At 67.4% G+C, this 22,916-nt stretch carries 21 protein-coding genes; 10 read left to right on the top strand and 11 right to left on the bottom strand.

The window, feature by feature from the left end; translation table 11 throughout:
• Positions 1-738: 738 nt before the first annotated feature.
• On the bottom strand, positions 739-1,374 hold the full coding sequence (locus AC31A1_RS20550; protein WP_489654700.1) for an HAD family hydrolase: 636 nt from the start codon (positions 1,372-1,374) through the stop codon (positions 739-741).
• A gap of 195 nt (positions 1,375-1,569) precedes the next feature.
• Between AC31A1_RS20550 and AC31A1_RS20545 the strand changes: the two genes are divergently transcribed.
• A complete protein-coding gene (locus AC31A1_RS20545; RefSeq protein ID WP_489654699.1) occupies positions 1,570-2,436 on the top strand; it encodes a GNAT family N-acetyltransferase in 867 nt (288 codons plus the stop codon).
• 74 nt (positions 2,437-2,510) lie between these two features.
• Here the strand turns inward: AC31A1_RS20545 and AC31A1_RS20540 are convergent, their stop codons facing one another.
• Both AC31A1_RS20540 and AC31A1_RS20535 read right to left on the bottom strand, forming a co-directional pair.
• A complete protein-coding gene (locus tag AC31A1_RS20540) occupies positions 2,511-2,933 on the bottom strand; it encodes a GlcG/HbpS family heme-binding protein (protein WP_489654698.1) in 423 nt (140 codons plus the stop codon).
• A 139-nt stretch (positions 2,934-3,072) separates the two neighbouring features.
• A complete protein-coding gene (locus AC31A1_RS20535; protein ID WP_489654697.1) occupies positions 3,073-4,281 on the bottom strand; it encodes an MFS transporter in 1,209 nt (402 codons plus the stop codon).
• Positions 4,282-4,422: 141 nt separating this feature from the next.
• On the opposite strand from AC31A1_RS20535, the gene AC31A1_RS20530 reads away from it, so the two are divergent.
• Positions 4,423-4,881 carry a MarR family winged helix-turn-helix transcriptional regulator gene (locus AC31A1_RS20530; protein WP_033285758.1) on the top strand — a complete coding sequence of 153 codons (459 nt, stop codon included), beginning with the start codon at positions 4,423-4,425 and terminating at the stop codon, positions 4,879-4,881.
• 40 nt (positions 4,882-4,921) lie between these two features.
• On the top strand, positions 4,922-5,374 hold the full coding sequence (locus AC31A1_RS20525; RefSeq protein ID WP_489654696.1) for a GNAT family N-acetyltransferase: 453 nt from the start codon (positions 4,922-4,924) through the stop codon (positions 5,372-5,374).
• Between the two features lie 98 nt (positions 5,375-5,472).
• On the opposite strand, the gene AC31A1_RS20520 is transcribed toward AC31A1_RS20525, so the two are convergent.
• Complete coding sequence (locus AC31A1_RS20520; protein WP_489654695.1) at positions 5,473-6,858, bottom strand: serine hydrolase domain-containing protein; 1,386 nt, start codon at positions 6,856-6,858, stop codon at positions 5,473-5,475.
• Between the two features lie 85 nt (positions 6,859-6,943).
• Positions 6,944-8,422, bottom strand: a complete 1,479-nt coding sequence (gene dnaB, locus AC31A1_RS20515) for a replicative DNA helicase (protein ID WP_026150108.1) — start codon at positions 8,420-8,422, stop codon at positions 6,944-6,946.
• 459 nt (positions 8,423-8,881) lie between these two features.
• Here dnaB and AC31A1_RS20510 point away from each other — a divergent pair, with 459 nt between their 5' ends.
• A complete protein-coding gene (locus AC31A1_RS20510) occupies positions 8,882-10,219 on the top strand; it encodes an MATE family efflux transporter (protein ID WP_489654694.1) in 1,338 nt (445 codons plus the stop codon).
• 168 nt (positions 10,220-10,387) lie between these two features.
• Here AC31A1_RS20510 and rplI read toward each other — a convergent pair whose 3' ends face one another.
• The 4 genes from rplI to rpsF form a co-directional block, all read right to left on the bottom strand.
• Positions 10,388-10,834 carry a 50S ribosomal protein L9 gene (gene rplI / locus AC31A1_RS20505; protein WP_019073380.1) on the bottom strand — a complete coding sequence of 149 codons (447 nt, stop codon included), beginning with the start codon at positions 10,832-10,834 and terminating at the stop codon, positions 10,388-10,390.
• Between the two features lie 18 nt (positions 10,835-10,852).
• The gene (gene rpsR, locus AC31A1_RS20500; protein ID WP_006381652.1) at positions 10,853-11,089 is read right to left on the bottom strand and encodes a 30S ribosomal protein S18; all 237 of its coding nucleotides are present in this window, start codon (positions 11,087-11,089) and stop codon (positions 10,853-10,855) included.
• 57 nt (positions 11,090-11,146) lie between these two features.
• On the bottom strand, positions 11,147-11,647 hold the full coding sequence (locus AC31A1_RS20495; protein ID WP_489654693.1) for a single-stranded DNA-binding protein: 501 nt from the start codon (positions 11,645-11,647) through the stop codon (positions 11,147-11,149).
• A gap of 77 nt (positions 11,648-11,724) precedes the next feature.
• Positions 11,725-12,015: a 30S ribosomal protein S6 gene (gene rpsF / locus AC31A1_RS20490; RefSeq protein WP_006604399.1), complete on the bottom strand. Its 291-nt coding sequence runs from the start codon at positions 12,013-12,015 to the stop codon at positions 11,725-11,727.
• Between the two features lie 276 nt (positions 12,016-12,291).
• Between rpsF and AC31A1_RS20485 the strand changes: the two genes are divergently transcribed.
• The 3 genes from AC31A1_RS20485 to AC31A1_RS20475 all read left to right on the top strand — a co-directional run bounded on the left by AC31A1_RS20485 (position 12,292) and on the right by AC31A1_RS20475 (position 15,022).
• The gene (locus tag AC31A1_RS20485) at positions 12,292-12,606 is read left to right on the top strand and encodes a hypothetical protein (RefSeq protein WP_318017438.1); all 315 of its coding nucleotides are present in this window, start codon (positions 12,292-12,294) and stop codon (positions 12,604-12,606) included.
• A 179-nt stretch (positions 12,607-12,785) separates the two neighbouring features.
• On the top strand, positions 12,786-13,907 hold the full coding sequence (gene femX / locus AC31A1_RS20480; protein WP_033285753.1) for a peptidoglycan bridge formation glycyltransferase FemX: 1,122 nt from the start codon (positions 12,786-12,788) through the stop codon (positions 13,905-13,907).
• Between the two features lie 83 nt (positions 13,908-13,990).
• The gene (locus tag AC31A1_RS20475) at positions 13,991-15,022 is read left to right on the top strand and encodes an alanine racemase (protein WP_393750525.1); all 1,032 of its coding nucleotides are present in this window, start codon (positions 13,991-13,993) and stop codon (positions 15,020-15,022) included.
• A gap of 101 nt (positions 15,023-15,123) precedes the next feature.
• Here the strand turns inward: AC31A1_RS20475 and AC31A1_RS20470 are convergent, their stop codons facing one another.
• Positions 15,124-16,623 (bottom strand): glycosyltransferase family 87 protein, encoded by a 1,500-nt coding sequence (locus AC31A1_RS20470; RefSeq protein WP_489654692.1) that lies wholly within the window; start codon positions 16,621-16,623, stop codon positions 15,124-15,126.
• A 136-nt stretch (positions 16,624-16,759) separates the two neighbouring features.
• Complete coding sequence (locus AC31A1_RS20465; protein ID WP_489654691.1) at positions 16,760-19,003, bottom strand: transglycosylase domain-containing protein; 2,244 nt, start codon at positions 19,001-19,003, stop codon at positions 16,760-16,762.
• 735 nt (positions 19,004-19,738) lie between these two features.
• On the opposite strand from AC31A1_RS20465, the gene AC31A1_RS20460 reads away from it, so the two are divergent.
• The 3 genes from AC31A1_RS20460 to AC31A1_RS20450 all read left to right on the top strand — a co-directional run bounded on the left by AC31A1_RS20460 (position 19,739) and on the right by AC31A1_RS20450 (position 22,907).
• Positions 19,739-20,425 carry a PadR family transcriptional regulator gene (locus AC31A1_RS20460; RefSeq protein ID WP_489654690.1) on the top strand — a complete coding sequence of 229 codons (687 nt, stop codon included), beginning with the start codon at positions 19,739-19,741 and terminating at the stop codon, positions 20,423-20,425.
• Positions 20,426-20,469: 44 nt separating this feature from the next.
• The gene (locus AC31A1_RS20455; protein WP_489654689.1) at positions 20,470-21,552 is read left to right on the top strand and encodes an inositol-3-phosphate synthase; all 1,083 of its coding nucleotides are present in this window, start codon (positions 20,470-20,472) and stop codon (positions 21,550-21,552) included.
• A gap of 77 nt (positions 21,553-21,629) precedes the next feature.
• Positions 21,630-22,907: an MFS transporter gene (locus tag AC31A1_RS20450; RefSeq protein WP_489654688.1), complete on the top strand. Its 1,278-nt coding sequence runs from the start codon at positions 21,630-21,632 to the stop codon at positions 22,905-22,907.
• Positions 22,908-22,916 lie beyond the last annotated feature (9 nt).

Genomic DNA, 22,916 nt, shown 5'->3' with positions numbered 1-22,916 from the left:
GTTGAAGGCTGGACGGGGGGCGAGGGCCGGACGGGAGGTGAGCGCTGCGGGGCGGTCACGGCCGACGGTATTCGCTGCTGTCCGGGCGTCACATCCTGCTGAGCGGTGTGCCCGTCCGGATGGGATGCGCGACCGTCGCCGCTTGGAGTCGGCGAGACGGGTGGGGCCACTGAGGCGGGTGAAGTCGAGAGGGTGGAGGGAGCCGAGGGGGCTGGTCGAGTCGAGGAGGCCGAACCGTCCGTGGGCGGAAGCTCTGCACTCCCCGCCGCCACGCCCCTGCGGACCGGACGGAGCACTGCCGGACGCCGTCCCTCCTTCGTCCCACGCTCTTCGCCCGGAGATACCTCCGGCTGCTTGCGCGGAGTGAACCAGCCGCCTCCGCCGCTGCCGCCGGACGTGCCGTTGTCGGCCGACGGGGTGGTCGGAGCGTCCATGGTGTGCCTCGCCTCGAACATCTTTCGGTCGGTCTGCGCGCTTCCTCAGCCGGAAGCTGACTGCTTCCGCGCGGACGGCTTGCTTCTCCCCGTTCGGTCAAGCTGCCGATACAGCCATATCCAACCCACATTCCCACTGCGTACGGACAAGTAAGGCAAGAGTGTGACATTGCCCGCAGCACCCTCACGCGGCGTCCGGCTCCGGCCAAGAACCGGAGTCGACCCTACCGGCCCGCGGTCCGCACACGAATGCCGCCTCGCTCCCCCGCGAACAGAGGGAGGGCCGAACCATCGATTCCCTCAATTACCGGGCGCCGCGCACCAATTCGTAGGCATCCCATAGATCCCGCCCCTCATAGGAGTGGGTCGCGAGGCCCGACAGATGCTGATCCGCGTTGACCGCGACGGAGACGGGCACGGCACCGAACAGGTCCTTGTCCGACATCGAGTCGCCGTATGCGACGCAGTCCGCCCGCGTCACCCCGAACTCCTCACACAGCCGGTCCGCGATCACCACCTTGGCAGCGGAGCTGAGGACTCCGGTCAGGTCCATGGACGGCGCGGTGAACGGCACGGCGGGGAAAAGCGATCCGTGTGCCGCGTGGGCGCCCCAGCCCGTGAGCCGTTCCACAAAAAAGGAAGGCGAGAGCGATACGACGGCGCAGTACTCGCCGGCGCTCCTGATCTCGGCCCAGACCTCACGGATCCGCGCCAGCCAAGGGGCTCCTTCGAAGGCCGCCGCCACATGCTCCTCGGTGAGATCCGCCCATAGCGCGTACACGCGGGTCGCATACTCCGGCGGTCCGATCAGCCCGGTCGAGATCGCCTGTTCGAGTTCCACCGTCTCGGCCTCCAGGCCGAGTTGACGGGAGATCTCCATGGGCGCGCTGGTTCCGTGCAGCAAAGTGCCGTCGAGGTCGAAGAGATGCAGTCTCGCCATGAGCCACGAGGTTAGTGGGCGGACCTGTGGCGCCTTGCCCGAGGCCGCCGGATGCTCGCCGTTCGCCGGTGTTTCACGTGAAACATCCGGCTTCTGTGCGTGTGTTGTGCCGCTGATCACGACATGGCCAAAAGCACGTACGTCTCACCGGAAACAGGTGGACGCCGACAACGCACGTCAGACAGCCTGACCTGCGTGCCGACTCCTTCCCTCGCAGCTCTGCCCATCCGCCGGCTGACGCTCCGCGATCGCCTCGCCTGCGCCGACTTGTCCGAGGACCGGGGGTGGCCACGCGAGGAACACAAGTGGGGCTTTCTCCTCAGCGCCGGAAAGGGCTACGGCATCGACGCCCCCGAAGGCGGTCTCCTCGCGGCATGCGTCGTCACGGAGTACGGCTCGCAGGACCGCCCGGATCTGGTTGCCATCGGCATGGTCCTGGTCGCCGAGCGGTACGCCCGTCAGGGCGTGGGACGCCGACTGATGCAGCACCTGGTCTCAGCGATGGGCACCACACCGCTGACCCTGTACGCGACCCCGAACGGCCGCCCGCTCTACGAAGAACTCGGCTTCAAGGCGACCGGCCGGTCCGAGACGCTCCGCGGCCACTTCACATCTGCCGGACCCGAGTCCCCGATCGCCACCCGTGCGGCCACGGCCGAGGACCTCACCGGCATCCTGCGCCTCGACGAGGCGGTGTTCGGCACCGACCGCACGCCCCTCATCACGCGGCTGCCCGCCTTCTCCGACCAGTTGAGGCTCGCGGAGGAGAACGGCCTGATCATCGGCTACGCGGCCGCCTGGCCCAACATGGACACCCAGGTCATCGGCCCACTGATCGCACAGGACACGGAGACGGCAAAGGCCCTTCTCGCCTCACTCGCCGCCCGCACCGACCGTCCCCTGCGCACCGACATCGACGTACGCCACGAAGACCTGCTGTCCTGGGCGAAGGAACACGGCCTCGCCTCCTCCGCCCTCAACTCCGTGATGACGTACGGCATCGCCGAACTGCCCGGCGACTGGACACGACGGTTCGCCCCACTGACGGTCGCGGCCGGCTGAGGGTCCCCGAACACGCAGAACGCCGGTTCCCGACCCACCTCGTCGAGAACCGGCGTTTCCGTCACCCACAGACGTCAGACAAGCGCCTCCGCGGCGGCCTGGGCGAAGCCGTGGTCCTGCGCGGGTGCGCCGCCACCGACCCCGATCGCTCCGATCAGCCGGCCGTCACGGCGCACCGGGATACCGCCCGCGATGAACAGCAGCGGCCGGTCGAGCGCGGTGGGCAGGGTGTGGAAGAGGCCTCCGGGCTGCACGGCGTCGACGAGGTCGGCGGTGGGGGCGTCCAGCTGCAGCGCCGTGTACGCCTTGCGGGTGCTGGTCTCACCGGAGATCAGCACAGCCCGGTCGTCCCGCCGGAAGGCGAGCGGATGACCGCCCGCGTCCAGCACGCTGATGCTCACGGTGACCCCGGCAGCCTCCGCGGCTCGGCGGGCCTCGGCGACGAGCGCTTCGGCGTCCTGGATGGTCAGCGGGGCTACGGCGGTGGTGGTGCTCATCAGGGTTTCTCCTTGCGGGTGTTGCTGTTTCTGGTGGTGGTCGGACAGCCGAGGTCGGCTGTTGGTCGGGGGACCAAGGCCGGTGGGGATGCACGGGGACGGCCCTGGCCCCGCGTCTCCCCGCTCCGGCCGGGTGAGGTCAGTGATGGACGGCGGTCTGCTGTTCGCTCGGCGTGCCGGCCGCCACGATTGCGCCGTGGGCGCTGGTGCGTCGCTCCAGGGCGGCCGAGAGAATCGCGAGGACCAGGGCTGCTGCGGCGAGGACGGCGCCGACCCAGTTCGGGGCGGTGTAGCCGAAGCCGGCCGCGATGACGATGCCGCCGAGCCAGGCGGACAGCGCGTTGCCGAGGTTGAACGCGCCGATGTTCACTGCTGAGGCCAGCGTCGGGGCGCCGTGCGCCTGGTCGAGGACACGCTTCTGCAGCGGCGGCACGGTGGCGAAGCCCAGGGCGCCGATGAGGGCGATGGTGACGGCTGCCGCGATCTTGTTGTGCGCGGTGACCGTGAAGAGCGCGAGCACGACGGCCAGGGAGCCCAGCGAGACGTACAGCATGGGCATCAGGGCGCGGTCGGCGAACTTGCCGCCGACGAGGTTGCCGCCGACCATGCCCAGGCCGAAGAGGACGAGCAGCCAGGTGACGGAGCCGTCGGCGAAGCCGGCGACGTGGGTCATCATCGGCGCGATGTAGGTGATGGCCGCGAAGACGCCGCCGAAGCCGAGGACGGTCATCGCCATGGCGAGCAGGACCTGGGTGTTCTTGAAGGCGGCCAGTTCGTGCCGCAGCCGTACGCCCTCGGGCTTGGGCAGGTCGGGCACGAGCTTGGCGATACCGGCCAGGCCGATCACACCGAGGCCCGCGACGATGGCGAAGGTGACGCGCCAGCCGACGGACTGCCCGACGAGGGTGCCCAGCGGGACGCCGACGACGTTGGCGACGGTCAGTCCGGTGAACATCATCGCGATGGCTCCGGCCTTCTTGTCCGGGGCGACCAGTCCGGCCGCGACGACCGAGCCGATGCCGAAGAAGGCGCCGTGGGCGAGCGAGGCGACCACGCGGCCGATCAGCATCACCGAGAAGCTGGGGGCGACGGCGGAGAGCAGGTTGCCGAGGATGAACAGGCCCATCAGCAGCATCAGCATCCGCTTGCGGGGGACCTTGGTGCCGAGCACGGTCATCAGCGGGGCGCCGATCACCACACCCAGCGCGTAGCCGGTGACCAGCAGTCCCGCGGTGGGGATGGAGACCCCGAAGTCACCCGCGACCTGGGGCAGCAACCCCATGATCACGAACTCGGTCGTTCCGATTCCGAAGGCCCCGATCGCGAGGGCCAGAAGCGCGAGAGGCATGTGGAGGTACCCTTCCCAGAAGATTGCAGGAGCGCTTTGCGTGCGCTCACAATAGTTGCAGACGCGGGCTATATGCAAGCGCGGACTATTTCATCTGTGCTCTATCCTGGGTTCAGCCGCTCCGGGACGGAGGAAACGCCAATGACAGCGACGGACCCCGCACTCACCGCCCTCGCCCAGGGCTGGTGCGCCCTCTCTTTGCTGCACGGGAGGATCGAGGCGCACATCGAGCGCGCCCTGCAGGCCAAGCACGACCTGAGCATGCGCGAGTACTCGCTGCTCGACGTGCTCAGCCGACAGCACGACGGTGACGGGGGCCATCTGCAGATGCGGCAGGTCGCCGACGCGGTCGTCCTCAGCCAGAGCGCCACCACCCGGCTCGTCACCCGGCTGGAGGACCGCGGCCTGCTCGCGCGGTACCTGTGCCCGACCGACCGCCGGGGCATCTACACGAACGTCTCCGAGGCCGGCCTCGCCCTGCTCGAAGAGGCCCGCCCGACCAACGACACCGCCCTGCGCGAAGCCCTCGACGCGGCGGCCACGAACCCCGAACTGGCGCCACTGGTCCGGGTCGTGGAGTCGATGAACGTGCCCGCGTAGGTCCGTCCCGCACCCACACGCCTCTGCCTAAGGTGTGGTCATGGGAGATCTTGAAATACGAGCCGCGGTCACCGAGGACGTCCCCGCCATCGTCGCCATGCTCGCCGACGACCCCCTGGGTTCCCAACGCGAGTCACCGGACGACTTGACGCCCTACCTGGCCGCCCTGGACCGTCTGACCGCTGACCCGAACCAGCACCTCGTCGTCGCCGTCCGCGAGGGCCGCGTCGTCGGTACCCTCCAACTCACGGTCGTTCCGGGGCTGTCCCGCAAGGGCGCCACACGTTCGATCATCGAGGCCGTACGCATCCACGCGGATGAGCGGGGCAGCGGCCTGGGTACGCAGCTCATCGAGTGGGCGATCGCCGAATCACGCCGCCAGGACTGCCAGTTGGTCCAGCTGACGTCCGATGTCACGCGGACAGACGCCCACCGGTTCTACGAGCGACTCGGCTTCACCGCCTCGCACGTGGGCTTCAAGCTCCCCCTCTGAGAAGACCCCTCCTCCGAAGAGAGCGAAGCGTCCGTCCCGGCCGACAGTGAGAGGCGTCATGTTTCACGTGAAACATGACGCCTCTACAACTACAACGGCTAACGGATCCCCCGCCACCCCTCCGGGTCCACCCCACCCGGCACGGAAGCGTTCTCCTCGTACGGCTGACGCGTGAAGACGAACGATCCGAGGTCCAGGTGGCTCAGGGACCCGTCCGGGCGCCGTACGGGCCGTAGGAGCTCTCCGGCGTAGTAACCCTCCAGCCCCGTCCAGGTGCCGTCACCGTTGGCCCGGAACCGCGAGCGGCGGCCGTTGCCGGCCAGTGGCTCCAGTGAGGCACCGCCGTCGGCCGTCAGCCGAAGGGCGAAGCCGTGCGTACCCCAGTACCACTGCCCCGCCAACTCCAGCGCGGCGGCGTCTACTTCGGGCATCGGACGCCACGGCTCGGGAATCCTCGGCTCGGCCTCGGCGACGATCCGGACGAGATCGGCACCCACCGAGGACAGCAGGGGACCCGAGGTGCAGTTGGCCAGCACGACGGCCGAGACGTCGTCGGCCAGGCTGATGGTGAGGTTCGCCAGGAAACCGGGCAGCGATCCGGAATGGCCGACGAGCAGCCGCCCATCGCGGTGCTGGACCTGTAGGCCGAGACCGTAAGCGGAGCCGTCCACGACATCGACCGCCTCGGCCGGTGCCGCTGGCGTCCGCATCTCCCGTACGGACTCCGCACTCAGAACCCGGTCGTCCCCATGGGCGAGGAAGACAGCGAACCGCGCCAAGTCGCCGGTGGTGGACCAGAGTTGACCGGCCGACGCCATACGGCCCAGATCCTCGGCGGGTTCCGGCAACAGCGCATCGGCCCAGGGATGCACCGCCCAGCCACCCGCGTGCGGTGCCTGCGGCTGAGCACTCGTACGGTCGAGGCCCAGGGGTTCGAGCACTTCCCGCCGGAGTACGTCCTCCCACGGGGCGCCCCGCAACTCCTCGACGAGCGCGCCCAACACCGAATAGCCGGGATTCGAATAGTGGAACCGGCGGCCGACCGGATGCAGCAGCGGCTGTTCGCCCAGCACATCGTGGAGCTCCGGACGCAGGGAACCCGGCGTCCGCTCCCACCAGGGCGCAGGCGACTCGGCCGCCAACCCGCTTGTGTGTGCGAGCAGTTGGGCGATGGTGGCCTCCCCCGCGCCGGTGCCGGTCAGATGCTTCTCCAGCGGGTCACCGAGGTCGAGGACGCCCTCGTCGCGCAGCCGCAGAACCAGGACGGCGGTGAACGTCTTGGTGATCGAGCCGATCCTGTACTGCACGTTCTCGTCCGGCCCGTGTCCATCCACCGAGGTCCGCGCGCCGTGCCACACCGCCCGCCCGTCCCGCACCACCGCCGCGACCAACGACGGCGCCCGCCCCTCGGCCTGGGCCACGGCGATCCGATGCAACAGCGCCCGGCGGGTACCGGGAAGCAAGTCGTCCTGAGATGTCGTCATGCCCCCAGTCCATCCGCCGGGACGTCCGTACGTCGAGCACATTTCTGGGGACACGGCCCCGGGTCGGCCGCCAACAGCCGCCCGGTCACGTCTGCGCCATGTCCACGAAGCGTGAGTAGTGGCCCTGGAAGGCGACGGTGATCGTCGCCGTCGGGCCGTTACGGTGTTTGCCGACGATGATGTCGGCCTCGCCCGCGCGCGGGGACTCCTTCTCGTACGCGTCCTCGCGGTGCAGCAGGATGACCATGTCGGCGTCCTGCTCGATGGAGCCGGACTCACGGAGGTCGGACACCATCGGTTTCTTGTCCGTGCGTTGCTCGGGACCACGGTTCAGCTGCGAGAGCGCGATCACCGGGACCTCCAGCTCCTTGGCCAGGAGCTTGAGGTTTCGGGACATGTCCGAGACCTCTTGCTGACGGCTCTCTTGGCGCTTGGAGCCACCGGCCTGCATCAGTTGCAAATAGTCGATGATCACCAGCTTGATGTCGCTGCGCTGCTTGAGCCGGCGGCACTTGGCGCGGATCTCCATCATCGAGAGGTTCGGGGAGTCGTCGATGTAGAGCGGTGCCGACGACACCTCGGGCATACGGCGCGCCAGCCGCGTCCAGTCCTCGTCGGTCATGGTGCCGGAGCGCATGTGGTGCAGGGCGACTCGGGCCTCGGCGGACAACAGACGCATCGCGATCTCGTTGCGCCCCATTTCGAGGGAGAAGATGACGCTCGGGAGGTTGTTCTTGATCGACGCCGCGCGAGCGAAGTCGAGCGCGAGTGTGGACTTACCCATGGCGGGACGGGCCGCGATGACGATCATCTGGCCCGGGTGCAGACCGTTGGTGAGCGAGTCGAGGTCGGTGAACCCGGTGGGTACGCCGGTCATCTCGCCGCTGCGTGAGCCGATCGCCTCGATCTCGTCGAGCGCACCCTCCATGATGTCGCCGAGCGGAAGGTAGTCCTCACTGGTCCGCTGCTCGGTGACCGCGTAGATCTCGGCCTGGGCCCGGTTGACGATCTCGTCGACGTCGTCGTCGGCCGCGTATCCCATCTGGGTGATGCGCGTGCCGGCCTCGACCAGGCGGCGCAGGACGGCCCGCTCGTGGACGATCTCCGCGTAGTACTCGGCGTTCGCCGCCGTGGGGACGGTCTGGACTAGCGTGTGCAGATACGATGCGCCGCCGACCTTGTTGATCTCACCGCGCTTCGTGAGTTCGGCGGCGATGGTGATCGGGTCGGCCGGCTCGCCCTTGGCGTAGACGTCGAGGATCGCCTGGTAGATCGTCTCGTGCGCGGGCTTGTAGAAGTCGTGACCCTTGAGGACCTCGACGACATCGGCGATGGCGTCCTTGGACAGGAGCATGCCGCCGAGCACGGACTGCTCGGCATCGAGATCCTGCGGCGGCACGCGTTCGAAGGCCGAACCCGCGCCTTCCCACTCGCCGCCCTCCCTGCCGCGGTCGTGCTGCTCGTCCCGGCCGCGGCCTCCGTCACCTCGTCGTCGGGAAGCGGGCAGACGATCACTTGGACCGCTCTCGGCCCACGGGTCGTCCAAGGGCTCGGAAATACTCACCGAGCCACCTCCTCCCGTCCGTCGAGCGGACCTCGCCATGCCCCTTATTTCTACGGCACGGCACTGACAAATGAAGCGCCCAACTCCGGTACGGGCGCGTCGGTTTTGTGATGGTTCTCAGGCCGACGGACGGAGCGGGCGCCGGTCCACCGTAGGCCCGCGGGCACCGTCAGCCAATCTGGTTATCCACAGGCCATGTGGACGACGGCCCGGATGCTGTGGAGAACCTGCCAAAACCTGTGCACGACCCGGTGGACAGCCCTGTGAACAAGACCCCGCCACTTCAGCCGTAGCCGATCTGACCTGCACCTTTCCCATCCACCGGCTGTGCAGAAGAAAAACTTTCCACATCGGACCAAGATCGCTTCGAACAGTGCGCGAGAGGACACGAGGCGAGATCAAAGGTAAGGGTCAGAAAGCAATTGCATCTCTTACCTGTGGACGATTAGATTAGTGCTCATGACACAGGCTCCCGCGGCCACCAGGGCCACCCGAAGACAGCACGACCGAGAGATCGTCATGCTGGCCGTCCCGGCCTTCGGCGCGCTCGTCGCCGAGCCCCTTTTCACCATGGCCGACAGCGCGATCGTCGGCCATCTCGGTACGGCACAACTGGCCGGACTCGGAGTCGCATCCGCCCTCCTAACGACAGCCGTGAGCGTCTTCGTCTTCCTCGCCTACGCCACCACCGCGGCCGTCGCCCGACGCGTTGGCGCTGGTGATCTCCAGGCCGCCATCCGCCAGGGCATGGACGGCATCTGGCTCGCCCTGCTGATCGGCGCCACCGTCATAGCCGTCGTCCTCCCCTCGGCACCCGCCCTCATCGGCCTCTTCGGCGCCTCGGACACCGCCGCCCCCTACGCCACGACCTATCTGCGGATCTCCTCCATCGGCATCCCGGCCATGCTGATCGTCCTCGCCGCCACCGGAGTCCTCCGCGGACTGCAGAACACCAAGACACCTCTCTACGTCGCCGTCTCAGGCTTCGTCGCCAATGCCGCCCTCAACGTAGGGCTCGTCTACGGCGCCGACCTCGGTATCGCCGGTTCCGCCTGGGGCACCGTCATCGCCCAGTGGGGCATGGCTGCCGTGTATCTCGTCGTGGTCGTCCGCGGAGCCCGCCGGCACGGCGCCTCCCTCAGCCCGGACGCCGCAGGGATACGAGCCTCGGCCCAGGCCGGCATACCGCTCCTCGTGCGCACCCTCTCCCTGAGAGCGATCCTCCTGATCGCCACCGCTGTCGCGGCCCGCCTCGGGGACGCCGACATCGCTGCCCACCAGATCATCCTGTCCCTGTGGTCTCTGCTGGCCTTCGCACTCGACGCCATCGCGATCGCGGGCCAGGCCATCATCGGCCGCTACCTCGGTGCGAACGATCCCGCGGGTGCCCGCGCCGCCTGCCGTCGCATGGTGCAGTGGGGGATCGCCGTCGGAGTGGTGCTCGGTCTCCTGGTGATCCTGTCCCGTCCGTTCTTCCTCCCCTTGTTCACCAGCGATCCCACCGTCAAGGACACCGCCCTGCCCGCCTTGATCATGGTCGCGCTCTCCCAGCCGATCTGTGGCGTCGTCTTCGTCCTGGACGGGGTACTGATGGGCGCGGGAGACGGACCGTATCTCGCCGGGGCGATGGTGGTGACCCTGGCGGTCTTCGCTCCAGTGGCGCTGCTCGTACCGGTCCTCGGCGCCGGACTGACCGCACTCTGGGGAGCGATGACCCTGATGATGACGGTGCGGATGCTGACGCTCCTGCTGCGGGCCCGCTCGGGACGCTGGGTTGTCACGGGCGCGACCCGCTGACCGTTTCACGTGAAACACGGCGCACCATCATGTTTCACGTGAAACATGAACGCCGTAGCGCAGCCCCGGAGGCGACACGCGGACCACGAATGCCCCATCCCGGAGCACAGCAGAGGGGCCGCACCCCAGCGGGTGCGGCCCCTCTCTCAGCTGTGCCGAGTGCAGCGATCAGGCTGCGATGACCTCGATGTTGACCTTGGCGGCAACCTCGGGGTGCAGACGCACGGACGTCTCGTGGGCGCCCAGGGTCTTGATCGGGGCAGACAGCTCGATACGACGCTTGTCGACCTCGGGGCCACCGGAAGCCTTGATCGCGGAAGCGATGTCGGCCGGGGTGACGGAACCGAAGAGACGACCGGCGTCGCCGGAGCGGACGGCCAGACGGACCTTGACGCCTTCGAGCTGGGCCTTCACGGAGTTGGCCTGCTCGATGGTCTGGATCTCGTGGATCTTGCGAGCACGACGGATCTGCTCGACGTCCTTCTCGCCACCCTTGGTCCAGCGGATAGCGAACTTCCGCGGGATCAGGTAGTTGCGAGCGTAACCGTCCTTGACGTCGACGACGTCGCCCGCGGCACCGAGGCCGGAGACCTCGTGGGTGAGGATGATCTTCATTAGTCGGTCACCCTTCCCTTATCGCGCGGTGGAGGTGTAGGGCAGCAGCGCCATCTCACGGCTGTTCTTCACAGCCGTGGCGACGTCACGCTGGTGCTGCGTGCAGTTGCCGGTCACGCGGCGGGCACGGATCTTGCCGCGGTCGGAAATGAACTTCCGCAGCATGTTCGTGTCCTTGTAGTCCACGTACTGGACCTTGTCCTTGCAGAATGCGCAGACCTTCTTCTTCGGCTTGCGCACAGGCGGCTTCGCCATGGTGTATCTCCTGTGTGATCAAGAAGTGTGGGTACGACCCACCCTCGGCCCGAGGGCCTAGAAGGGGGGTTCGTCCGAGTAGCCGCCACCGCCGCCACCGCTGGCGCCGCCGGAGTTTCCACCCCAGCCGCCGCCACCCTGGCCACCGCCACCACCGCCGCCGAAACCGCCGCCCTGGCCACCGCGAGCGCCGCCGGCGGTCTTGGTGACCTTGGCCGTGGCACTGCGCAGGCTGGCGCCGACTTCCTCGACGTCCAGTTCGTAGACCGTGCGCTTGACGCCCTCACGGTCCTCGTAGGACCGCTGCTTCAGCCGGCCCTGCACGATGACGCGCATGCCCCGCTGGAGCGATTCGGCGACGTTCTCCGCCGCCTGACGCCAGACCGAGCAGGTGAGGAAGAGGCTTTCGCCGTCCTTCCACTCGTTCGTCTGGCGGTCGAAGGTGCGGGGAGTGGACGCGACACGGAACTTCGCGACCGCCGCACCGGACGGGGTGAAGCGCAGCTCGGGGTCGTCGACAAGATTGCCGACGACCGTGATGACGGTCTCGCCTGCCATGGGGGAACCTCTCGGCGGGTTTGCTGCTGGCTGCTTGGTGCTGCTACTCGGATCCCGAGATCAGCTGAGCTGCATGCTCAGTGGGTCTCGGGGCGGAGGACCTTGGTCCGGAGGACCGACTCGTTCAGGTTCATCTGGCGGTCGAGCTCCTTGACGACCGCAGGCTCGGCCTGCAGGTCGATGACCGAGTAGATGCCCTCGGGCTTCTTCTTGATCTCGTACGAGAGACGACGACGGCCCCAGGTGTCGACCTTCTCGACCTTTCCGTTGCCCTCACGGACGACGGAGAGGAAGTTCTCGATCAGTGGGGAGACAGCGCGCTCCTCCAGATCGGGGTCGAGGATGACCATCACCTCGTAGTGACGCATGTGGAACCCACCTCCTTTGGACTCAGCGGCCACGGTCGATCCGTGGCAGGAGGGTTGTGATGCGTAAGCAACAGTGTGTGCCAGTAAAACAGCCGCCACTGACATCGGGTGCCCCTCATGGGGATTCCGGGTCGTGACATGGGCAGACACCAGTGCAGAGGGTACAGAGTACCCGCACACCGGCTTCCGGTTGAAATCCGGTGGCGGAGAGCGTCAATCTGTACACATCGGGTGCGTCCGGCGCGACGATGCGCCGCCTTCCGCAGGAGGTGCCACATGGCACAGGCATTGCGACCCAACACCGCCGGTTCTCTTTTCGCCACAGACGGCAAGCCTCATCCGCTCCAGGACACGCTGCTCGCGGTGACCGTGGTGCTCGGGCTGACCGCGTTCATCACCGGGTTCTTCCACAACCTGCATCTGCTGAGCTCGTGGGCCGGCCTGGTGGGGATCCTCACCGGCGCGTACGGACAGTGGATCTCCGAGACGACAAGGGAGCGCTTCGGCCTGATCCTGGGTCTCGGTGCCGCGGGTGTCGGATTCTTCCTCGGCATGGCGCACGGCGGCCTGTTCGGCGGCGTCATCAGCTGAGGGCCCGGACGCCACAGTCCGAACTCCGCGTAAAACAGCACGGAACGCCTTGGCGGCCAACAGGCCGAGGCGAAGGTTGCATACGCCCAGTCGGGGCGCTCGCAAGGCGCAGTAGGCTTCGGCGCGAGAGCCGGAGCCCCTGTACCCATGGGGACACACCAGCCCGAGGAGCGCCCCGAATGAGCCTGACCCTGAGGACCATCAGCCGTGAGCAGCATCTGGCATTCATCCAGAGCCTGCCCTCGGCGAGCCACATGCAGGTCCCGGCATGGGCTGATGTGAAGGCGGAGTGGCGCTCCGAGAGCCTCGGCTGGTTCGACGAGAAGACCGGCGAGCTGGTCGGCGCGGGCCTGGTCCTCTACCGCCAACTCCCCAAGATCAAGCGGTACTTGGCCTATCTGCCCGAGGGTCCGGTCATCAACTGGTTCGCGCCGAATCTGGACGACTGGATCCAGCCGATGCTGGCCCACCTCAAGCACCAGGGCGCCTTCTCGGTGAAGATGGGCCCGCCGGTCATCATCCGGCGCTGGGAGGCCACCTCCATCAAGGCCGGCATCCAGAACCCGGACGTGAAGCGGCTGCGGGACATCGAGGCCGACTTCATCGAACCGCGCGCCTTCGAGGTGGCCGACAAGCTGCGCCGTATGGGCTGGCAGCAGGGTGAGGACGGCGGCGCGGGCTTCGGCGACGTCCAGCCGCGCTACGTCTACCAGGTGCCGCTGGCGAACCGCTCCCTCGAAGAGGTCCACAAGAACTTCAACCAGCTGTGGCGCCGGAACATCAAGAAGGCCGAGAAGGCCGGTGTCGAGGTCGTCCAGGGCGGTTACCACGACCTTGAGGAATGGCAGCGGCTGTACGAGATCACGGCGGTGCGCGACCACTTCCGGCCCCGCCCGCTGTCGTACTTCCAGCGCATGTGGACGGCCCTCAACACCGAGGACCCCAACCGGATGCGGCTGTACTTCGCGCGGCACGACGGGGTGAACCTGTCGGCGGCGACGATGCTCGTGGTCGGCGGTCACGTCTGGTACTCCTACGGCGCCTCCGACAACATCGGGCGTGAGGTCCGGCCCTCGAACGCGATGCAGTGGCGGATGCTGCGCGACGCCTACGCGCTCGGCGCCACCGTCTACGACCTGCGCGGCATCTCCGACTCGCTGGACGAGACCGACCACCTCTTCGGTCTGATCCAGTTCAAGGTGGGCACCGGCGGGCAGGCCGCCGAGTACCTCGGCGAGTGGGACTTCCCGCTCAACAAGCTGCTCCACAAGGCGCTCGACATCTACATGTCGCGCCGCTGACCTCACGGTCCTCGCTTCGATAACGTCGACAGCTTCCATACTTCTGATACACCGCAGCCACCCGAAAGGTTCCAGGTCCGGCCATGGCGCTCACGCTCTACGTCGACACCGCGCGCTGGCGGGCGCATCACAAGCACGTTGCCGGGCAGTTCCCGGGGCTCGTCCCGGTCTGCAAGGGCAACGGCTACGGCTTCGGGCACGAGCGGCTGGCGGAGGAGGCGACGCGGCTCGGCGCGGACGTCCTCGCCGTCGGCACGACGTACGAGGCTGCCCGGATCAAGGACTGGTTCGGCGGTGACCTGCTGGTGCTGACGCCGTACCGCCGCGGCGAGGAGCCCGTTCCGCTGCCGGACCGGGTCATCCGCTCGGTGTCGTCCATCGACGGCGTGTACGGCCTCGTGGGCGCCCGTGTGGTCATCGAGGTGATGTCCTCGATGAAGCGTCACGGCGTGAGCGAGCAGGAACTCCCGCAGCTGCACTCGGCCATAGAGAACGTACGCCTGGAGGGCTTCGCCATCCACCTCCCGCTGGACCGCACTGACGGCTCGGACGCCGTCGAGGAGGTCATCGGCTGGATGGACCGTCTGCGGGCAGCCCGGCTGCCGTTGCACACGATGTTCGTCAGCCACCTCAAGGCCGAGGAACTGGCCCGGCTGCAGCAGCAGTTCCCGCAGACCCGTTTCCGGGCCCGTATCGGCACCCGGCTGTGGCTGGGGGACCACGAGGCCACCGAGTACCGCGGGGCGGTCCTGGACGTCACCCGGGTTTCCAAGGGCGACCGCTTCGGCTACCGGCAGCAGAAGGCGGCCTCGGACGGCTATCTGGTGGTCGTGGCGGGCGGTACGTCACACGGGGTGGGCCTGGAGGCCCCCAAGGCGCTGCACGGCGTCATGCCTCGCGCCAAGGGCGTCGCCCGCGCCGGCCTCGCCACAGTGAACCGGAACCTTTCTCCGTTCGTCTGGGACGGCAAGCAGCGCTGGTTCGCCGAGCCGCCGCACATGCAGGTCTCGATCCTGTTCGTACCGGCGGAGGCGGCCGAGCCGAAGGTGGGCGAGGAGCTGGTGGCCCATCTGCGGCACACCACCACGCAGTTCGACCGCATCGTGGATCGCTGAGCCACTCCAGGACAGCCGAAAGGCCGTACACGGGACCTCCCGTGTACGGCCTTTTCGTATGGCCGCGCCGTCTTTCGCAGGCCCTTCCGCGCCCTGTTCGCTCAGAGCGAACGGCCGGCCGGCCCCTCGCTGCCCCACTCCGCCTGAGGTCCGTCGAAGGGGGCCGCGTGCCGCCCGGGACGGGCCGCGGCCCCGAAGACGAAGACGTCCTCCGCCCTGTCGAGCACGCCTCCCGAGGGGTCGTCGTCGCCCGCCAGGCGCACCACGTCCCGCTCCGGCATGAGGATGTCGCGCACGATCACGGCGCACAGGTAGAGCGTGCCCAGGAGGTGCAGGCCGATGGCCCAGTGGTAGCCGTCGGTCGGCAGTCCCTTGTGGGCGTTTCCGCTGGTCGTGTACGCGAGGTACATCCAGATCCCCAGGAAGTACGCCACCTCGCACGCCTGCCAGATCAGGAAGTCCCGCCACTTCGGCCGGGCCAGCACCGCCAGGGGGACCAGCCACAGCACGTACTGCGGCGAGTAGACCTTGTTGGTCACGATGAACGCCGCGACGATCAGGAAGGCCAGCTGGGCGAAGCGCGGCCGGCGCGGAGCGGTCATCGTGAGCGCCGCGATGCCCGCGCAGCACAGCAGCATCAGCAGCGTGGCGAACGTGTTGACGGTGTCGGTGCTGAGCGGGTCGCTGGAGTTCTGCGCCAGGATCAGCCAGAAGGACCCGAAGTCGACGCCCCGTTCCTGGCTGAACGTGTAGAACTTCGACCAGCCGTCGAAGGCGAAGAGCATCACCGGCAGGTTCACCGCCAGCCAGGCGACGGCAGTTCCTCCGAATGCCTTCCCGAAGTCCCGCCACTTGCCCGCGCGCCAGCACAACAGGAACAGCGGGCCGAGCAGGAAGACGGGATACAGCTTGGCGGCCGTGGCAAGGCCCAACAGGACGCCGAACGCGAGGGAACGGCCCCGCGACCACATCAGCATCGCCGCGGCCGTCAGAGCGACCGCCAGGAGGTCCCAGTTGATAGTGGCGGTCAGCGCGAAGGCGGGTGCCAGGGCGACCAGCAGACCGTCCCAGGGCCGACGGGCGTGCGTGCGGCTGACGCAGACGACGATGACGGCCGCGCACACCATCAGCATTCCGGCATTGACCATCCAGTACCACTGTTCCTGGTGCTGGATGCTGCCGCTGCCCGGCGTGAGCCAGGCGGCCACCTCCATGAACACACCGGTCAGCACCGGGTATTCGAGGTATTGCATATCGCCGGGCAACTTGTCGAAGTACGGCACGAGCCCGTCGGCGAAACCGCGCCCTTGGTAGAGGTGCGGGATGTCCGAGTAGCACGCGTGCGTGTACTGCGAGCTGGCTCCGAAGAACCAACCGCTGTTGTAGCAGGGCGCCTTCTGGACCAGGCCGAGGGCGAACATGCCGATCGCCACCAGCGCGACGACCCGTACGGGAGTCCACCAGGACGTCCCCAGGAGAGCGCGCCGCCCGATGGGGCCACCGATCAGTTCACTCCCGGCGGCGGCGACCTGGTCGTCCCTGGTCGGCCGTACCGGATCCGGCTCGTGCACGCTCGTAGGCGTCAGTTCTGCACTGGGCATGGGGCACATCCTGCCGTACGGACCTAGGTATACGCCGAGGGCCGCCGCACCTCGTGGATGCGACGGCCCTCGTTTCACGTGAAACATCCTATGGAGGGTGTTTCACGTGAAACACCCTCCATAGGCGATATGGCGGCTAACCGGTTGAGCCTCCGAAGATGCCCCCGTTGCCGTTGCCTCTACTGGTGCCACTGGATTCCGTAGCAGTGGCCGTGTCCGTCGGCGTGGACGTCACACCTCCGTCGGTGCCACCGCCGTCGCTGCACTGCCAGCTGAACTTGCAGGATTCGGTGGCCGAAGGTGTCGAACTCGGCGTCTCACTGGGCGTCTCGCTCGGGGTCTCGCTGGGCGTCTCACTCGGTGTCACGACGGGCGTCGGAGTGGGACTTGGGGCACCATCTTCGTTCGACACCTTGTCGATCTTGGTGGCGTCCGGGAAGCCGGGGTCGGACTTCCCCTTCAGCGCGGCCTCCATGTACTCGGTCCACACCGCTGTCGGGATGTCACCACCATGGATGGACGCCACACCTGCCGTGCCGTTCATGGACAGCAGTTGGGCGTCCTTGGGGTTCTCCCTGAACATCGCGATCGACGTCGAGAGCTGCTGGGTGTAGCCGACGAACCAGGCCGACTTGTTGCTGTCGGTGGTACCGGTCTTGCCGGCCGCCGAGCGGCCCAGAGCCTTCGCGTTCTCGGCCGTACCGTTCTGGATGACGTTCTCCAGGGTGTTCGTGACGTTGTTCGCCACGTTCTCCGGCATCGCCTGCTTCACAACCGGCTTGGTGAAACCGGGCACCGGCTGCCCGCCCTCCTTCACGGCCGTCACCGAGTACGGGTCCGCCTGCTTGCCGGACGCGGCGAACGTCGCGTACGCGTCTGCCATCCGGATCGCGCTGGGGGTCGAGGTACCGATGGCGAAGGACGGGTTCAGCGTGGCAAAACTGTCGTCCAGTATCCCGGACGCCTTGGCCACGTCCCGCACCTTCGAGTTCCCCACATCCATGCCCAACTGCACGAACGGCGTGTTGATGGACTGCTCCATCGCCTTGCGCAGCGTGATGTAACCCCAGGGGTATTTGCTCTCGTTGTTCTGGTAGAAGATCGAGTTGTCCTTGTTCAGGACATATGTGCCGTCCTGGTTTCTGACCTTGAGATGGTCGTCACCGTTGTACTTGCTGAGCGGCGAGATACCGACGCCGTCCGTCTTGTACGTGCCGTACTCCATGGCGGCGGCGAGCACGAACGGCTTCCAGGTCGAACCCACGGGGACACCCGAGGTGTCGGCGTTGTTGGTGAAGTGGCCGTTCTCGTAGCCGTCACCGCCGTAGAGGGCGACGATCGCTCCGTCCTTGGGTACCACCGACGCCGCGCCGAACTGGACGTACTTGTCCAGATCGCGCTTCTTCGGATCGATGCGCTCCTTCTGGATCTTCTTCACGGCCGCGCTCAGTTCGTTGACCTTGTCCTTCTGGAAGGTCGTGTAGATCTGGTAGCCGCCCTGGTCGAACTCGGTCTGCGAGATGTTCGAGTGGTTCAGGACGTACTTCTTGGCCGTGTCCACCAGGTAGCTGATCTGGCCGGTCATGCCCTTGGTCGCCTTGAGCCCCTGAGGCATGGGGTACTTCTTGATGGCCGTCTGGTACTCGGCGTCCGTGATGCGCTTGTCGTTGTGCATCTGCTCAAGGATCCAGCTCCAACGAGCCTTGGAACGGGCCGTGTTGGACTTGGAATCCGCCGCAGGGTCGATGTTCGTGGCGCCAATGGGGTCGTAGTACGTCGGCCCCTTCAACAGGGCGGCCAGGAAGGCGCACTGGCTCGGCGTCAGCTTGACCGCGTCCACGCCGTAGTAGGTCTGCGCGGCGGCCTGTATGCCGTAGGCGCCGCGGCCGTAGTAGGACGTGTTCAGATAGCCCTGCAGGATCTGCTCTTTGCTGAACTTCGTCCCCACCTTGATGGAGATGAACATCTCCTTGAACTTACGGGTGACCGTCTGTTCCTGATTCAAGTAGGTGTTCTTGACGAACTGTTGGGTGATCGTCGAGCCACCCTGCGTCTGACCGCCCCGGGCCATGTTGGCCAGGGCTCGGGCGATCCCCATCGGGTCGACGCCCGAGTCCGTGTAGAAACTCTTGTTCTCGGCCGAGATCACCGACCACTGCATGGCCTGGGGGATCTGGTCGATGGTGATGTTCTGACGGTTCGCCCCGGTGCCCGTGGCGACCATCTGGTCGCCGTTGGACCAGTAGTAGACGTTGTTCTGCGACTTGGCCGCGATGTTCTCGCTGGGTACCTGGACCATGGCGTACCCGACGCCGACCGCTGCCACCAGGCTGCCGAAGAAGAACAGGCACAGGCCGGAGACAAGCTTCCAGGAGGGCATCCAGCGGCGCCATCCGTACTTGTCGAAGCGCGGATAGTCGATGAACCGCTTCTTGCCGGGCGCGGGAGCGCGACCTCTGCCCCGGCCGGGTCCGTTCGGGCCGCCGGGACCTTGGCCGGCGGGCTCTCTGCGACGGCCGCCGCCTCTCTGGGCAGCCCTACGTGCTTCGGCGCGGCTGCCGTACTGGCGCTCCTCACCCCCCGGCTCTGCGGGGTTCGACCCATAGGAGTCGGAGGGAGACCCGGTGGTGGCGCCTCGCGGTGCCGCGCGGCGGCCGGAGGTAGGTCCGGACTGGCCGCGTCGGGCCGCGGCACGTCCGCCTCCCTGCGGCTGCGGCGGTTTGCGACGGTGCTCGCTCATCGAACGATTACTCCTCGGGCAGGCGCATCCGTGCGCGCCTGGAAACGGCGGCTGGTTTCCGGTCCCCCCGAAGTACGGATGTGGTCGGTTCTGCATTCATCCGTACCGCACCGGGGACGTTGACGCCCCCACGCGTCACTTGGTTCCCGGTGGTGTGCATGCCGCACAGACTACGCACCGTCAAAACCTGCTTAGCCCCGAAGTTCACCCCAAATCAGGCAACTTGATTCCAACGAATCAGTGATGTGACGCCGCTCACCATCTCCCCACTTGTCGCATCCGGAAGGCCGTTCTATCGTCTGGATGTATCGAGTCGATACATCAGCTCGGCATAAAGGCCGTCACGGTCGGACCGCGGACAGGAAGGAGGCGACGATGAGCAGACGCTCCGGCATCCTTGAGTTCGCCATCCTCGGCCTGCTCCGCGAATCCCCGATGCACGGCTATGAGCTGCGCAAACGACTCAACACGTCACTGGGTGTGTTCCGTGCGTTCAGCTACGGGACGCTCTACCCCTGCCTCAAGACGCTGGTCGCCAACGGCTGGTTGATCGAGGAGGCGGGGAACACCCCCGAGGACGCCCTTACCGCCACCCTCGCGGGACGTCGCGCCAAGATCGTCTACCGGTTGACGGCGGAAGGTAAGGAGCACTTCGAGGAGCTGCTCTCGCAGACGGGGCCCGACGCGTACGAGGACGAACATTTCGCCGCTCGTTTCGCCTTCTTCGGGCAGACGTCACGCGACGTACGCATGCGCGTACTGGAGGGTCGCCGCAGCCGGCTGGAGGAGCGTCTGGAGAAGATGCGTTCCTCCCTGGCACGGACCCGGGAGCGCCTCGACGACTACACGCTTGAGCTGCAGCGCCACGGAATGGAGTCCGTGGAGCGCGAAGTGCGCTGGCTGAACGAGCTCATCGAGAGCGAGCGAGCCGGACGGGACCTGAAGGGTCCCGCCTCCGGAGGCTCCGCTCAGCAGGACAGCACATCTGGGGAGTCGGGCGGCCTGCCCCGGCTCGGGGGCGCCACCCCCGGGCCGGATCCGTCCGACGAAACCACCACATGAGGTCCAGTCAGGGCCTCACCTCGCACACACAGGGAGCAACCGGAATGGGTTCGGTTCGCGTAGCCATCGTCGGCGTGGGCAACTGCGCCGCCTCACTGGTACAGGGCGTCGAGTACTACAAGGACGCCGACCCGGCGGCCAAGGTGCCCGGCCTGATGCACGTCCAGTTCGGCGACTACCACGTCGGTGACGTCGAGTTCGTCGCCGCGTTCGACGTCGACGCGAAGAAGGTCGGCCTCGACCTCTCCGACGCCATCGGTGCCAGTGAGAACAACACCATCAAGATCTGCGACGTCCCGAACAAGGGCGTCACCGTCCAGCGCGGTCACACCCTCGACGGCCTGGGTAAGTACTACCGCATGACGATCGAGGAGTCCGACGAGACTCCGGTCGACGTGGTCCAGATCCTCAGGGACAAGCAGGTCGACGTCCTGATCTGCTACCTGCCCGTCGGTTCCGAGGACGCGGCGAAGTTCTACGCCCAGTGCGCCATCGACGCCAAGGTCGCCTTCGTCAACGCCCTCCCGGTCTTCATCGCCGGCACCAAGGAGTGGGCGGACAAGTTCACCGAGGCCGGTGTCCCGATCGTCGGCGACGACATCAAGTCGCAGGTCGGCGCCACCATCACGCACCGTGTGATGGCGAAGCTGTTCGAGGACCGCGGTGTCCGTCTTGAGCGCACGATGCAGCTCAACGTCGGCGGCAACATGGACTTCAAGAACATGCTGGAGCGCGACCGCCTGGAGTCCAAGAAGATCTCGAAGACGCAGGCCGTCACCTCGCAGATCCCGGACCGCGACCTGGGCGAGAAGAACGTCCACATCGGCCCGTCGGACTACGTCCAGTGGCTCGACGACCGCAAGTGGGCCTACGTCCGCCTCGAAGGCCGTGCCTTCGGCGACGTCCCGCTGAACCTGGAGTACAAGCTGGAGGTCTGGGACTCCCCGAACTCCGCGGGTGTCATCATCGACGCCCTGCGCGCCGCGAAGATCGCCAAGGACCGCGGCATCGGCGGCCCGATCCTCTCCGCGTCGAGCTACTTCATGAAGTCCCCGCCGGTCCAGTACTTCGACGACGAGGCCTACGCCAACGTCGAGAAGTTCATCAAGGGCGAGGTCGAGCGCTAGGACCCGCCACCGGTTCGGTCGTCGAGGGTCCCCGGGCATTGCGCCCGGGGACCCTCCTCGTATGTGAGGCTGTGCCCATGGCCGTCGTCCGTGACCTGCGCATCCTCCTGCGCTTCCAGGGCTTCCGGCGCCTGCTCGCCGTACGCCTGCTCTCCCAGGGCGCGGACGGCGTCTACCAGGTCGCACTCGCCGCCTACGTCGTCTTCTCCCCGGAGAAACAGACCTCGGCCGCCGCGATCGCCTCCGCGATGGCGGTCCTGCTCCTCCCGTACTCCCTCATCGGCCCCTTCGCCGGCGTCCTCCTGGACCGCTGGCGCCGCCGCCAGGTCTTCCTCTACGGCAACCTGCTGCGCGCCCTGCTGGCCGCACTGACAGCCGTCCTGATGCTGAGCCACGTCCCGGACTGGCTCTTCTACGTCTCCGCCCTGTGCGTCACAGCGGTCAACCGCTTCGTCCTCGCCGGCCTGTCCGCCGCCCTCCCGCGCGTGGTCGACGACGAACGCCTGGTCGTCGCCAACTCCCTTTCCCCCACGGCCGGAACACTGGCAGCGACGGTCGGCGGCGGCCTCGCCTTCCTCGTACGGCTGCTGGTCGCGGACACCGACGCCGCGGTGGTGCTGCTGGGAGCAGCCCTCTATCTGTGCGCGGCCCTCACGTCCTTGCGCATGGCGCCCGAACTCCTCGGCCCCGACCGCGCGTTGACCCAGCCCCGACTGGCGACGGCACTCGCCGGCACCGCCCGGGACCTGACAGCGGCGGTACGCCATCTCGCCGCGCCACAACGCAGGGAGGCGGTCTGGGCCCTCCTCGCGATGACGCTGATGCGCTTCTGCTACGGCGCCCTGACCGTCCTCCTGCTGATGCTCTGCCGCTACGCCCTCTCGTCGACTCCGGACGGCGGACTGCGCCTGCTGGGGCTGGCGTTGGGCGTGTCCGGCGCCGGCTTCTTCGTGGCGGCCGTGGTGACGCCCTGGGCCGCGGGACGACTCGGCCCCGGCCGCTGGATCGCCGTGTGCGCGGCGGGCGCCGCCCTCCTGGAACCGGCCCTCGGCCTCCCGTTCACCACTGCCCCCATGCTGGCGGCGGCCTTCGTCCTGGGCCTGACCACACAGGGCGCAAAGATCGCCACGGACACGATCGTGCAGTTCTCGGTCGACGACGGCTTCCGCGGCCGGATCTTCTCCGTCTACGACGTGCTCTTCAACGTCGCTTTCGTCGGCGCCGCCGCGACGGCCGCGCTGATGCTTCCCCCTGACGGCCGCTCAGCGGTGCTGGTGCTCACGGTGGCCGTCGTCTACGGAGCGGTTGCTGCGACTATGGCCCACTTTGAGCGCCGGAGAGTGTCACATCACTGATACGGAGCC

This window comes from Streptomyces sp. P5F9 (genome assembly GCF_057961495.1).
The sequence above is the reverse complement of the archived record's forward strand: the minus strand, read 5'-3'. Positions and strand labels throughout refer to the sequence as shown.

What these genes read in the sequence shown, in the direction of transcription:
- AC31A1_RS20525 (WP_489654696.1), top strand. Translation starts at nt 4,922, where the DNA reads ATGGGAGATCTTGAAATACGAGCCGCGGTCACCGAGGACGTCCCCGCC.
- rplI (WP_019073380.1), bottom strand. Translation starts at nt 10,834, where the DNA reads ATGAAGATCATCCTCACCCACGAGGTCTCCGGCCTCGGTGCCGCGGGC.
- AC31A1_RS20475 (WP_393750525.1), top strand. Translation starts at nt 13,991, where the DNA reads ATGGCGCTCACGCTCTACGTCGACACCGCGCGCTGGCGGGCGCATCAC.
- AC31A1_RS20465 (WP_489654691.1), bottom strand. Translation starts at nt 19,003, where the DNA reads ATGCCCTCCTGGAAGCTTGTCTCCGGCCTGTGCCTGTTCTTCTTCGGC.
- AC31A1_RS20520 (WP_489654695.1), bottom strand. Translation starts at nt 6,858, where the DNA reads ATGACGACATCTCAGGACGACTTGCTTCCCGGTACCCGCCGGGCGCTG.
- AC31A1_RS20450 (WP_489654688.1), top strand. Translation starts at nt 21,630, where the DNA reads ATGGCCGTCGTCCGTGACCTGCGCATCCTCCTGCGCTTCCAGGGCTTC.
- rpsF (WP_006604399.1), bottom strand. Translation starts at nt 12,015, where the DNA reads ATGCGTCACTACGAGGTGATGGTCATCCTCGACCCCGATCTGGAGGAG.
- AC31A1_RS20550 (WP_489654700.1), bottom strand. Translation starts at nt 1,374, where the DNA reads ATGGCGAGACTGCATCTCTTCGACCTCGACGGCACTTTGCTGCACGGA.
- AC31A1_RS20455 (WP_489654689.1), top strand. Translation starts at nt 20,470, where the DNA reads ATGGGTTCGGTTCGCGTAGCCATCGTCGGCGTGGGCAACTGCGCCGCC.
- AC31A1_RS20470 (WP_489654692.1), bottom strand. Translation starts at nt 16,623, where the DNA reads ATGCCCAGTGCAGAACTGACGCCTACGAGCGTGCACGAGCCGGATCCG.
- AC31A1_RS20535 (WP_489654697.1), bottom strand. Translation starts at nt 4,281, where the DNA reads ATGCCTCTCGCGCTTCTGGCCCTCGCGATCGGGGCCTTCGGAATCGGA.
- AC31A1_RS20540 (WP_489654698.1), bottom strand. Translation starts at nt 2,933, where the DNA reads ATGAGCACCACCACCGCCGTAGCCCCGCTGACCATCCAGGACGCCGAA.
- AC31A1_RS20510 (WP_489654694.1), top strand. Translation starts at nt 8,882, where the DNA reads ATGACACAGGCTCCCGCGGCCACCAGGGCCACCCGAAGACAGCACGAC.
- femX (WP_033285753.1), top strand. Translation starts at nt 12,786, where the DNA reads ATGAGCCTGACCCTGAGGACCATCAGCCGTGAGCAGCATCTGGCATTC.
- AC31A1_RS20530 (WP_033285758.1), top strand. Translation starts at nt 4,423, where the DNA reads ATGACAGCGACGGACCCCGCACTCACCGCCCTCGCCCAGGGCTGGTGC.
- AC31A1_RS20485 (WP_318017438.1), top strand. Translation starts at nt 12,292, where the DNA reads ATGGCACAGGCATTGCGACCCAACACCGCCGGTTCTCTTTTCGCCACA.
- rpsR (WP_006381652.1), bottom strand. Translation starts at nt 11,089, where the DNA reads ATGGCGAAGCCGCCTGTGCGCAAGCCGAAGAAGAAGGTCTGCGCATTC.
- AC31A1_RS20460 (WP_489654690.1), top strand. Translation starts at nt 19,739, where the DNA reads ATGAGCAGACGCTCCGGCATCCTTGAGTTCGCCATCCTCGGCCTGCTC.
- AC31A1_RS20495 (WP_489654693.1), bottom strand. Translation starts at nt 11,647, where the DNA reads ATGGCAGGCGAGACCGTCATCACGGTCGTCGGCAATCTTGTCGACGAC.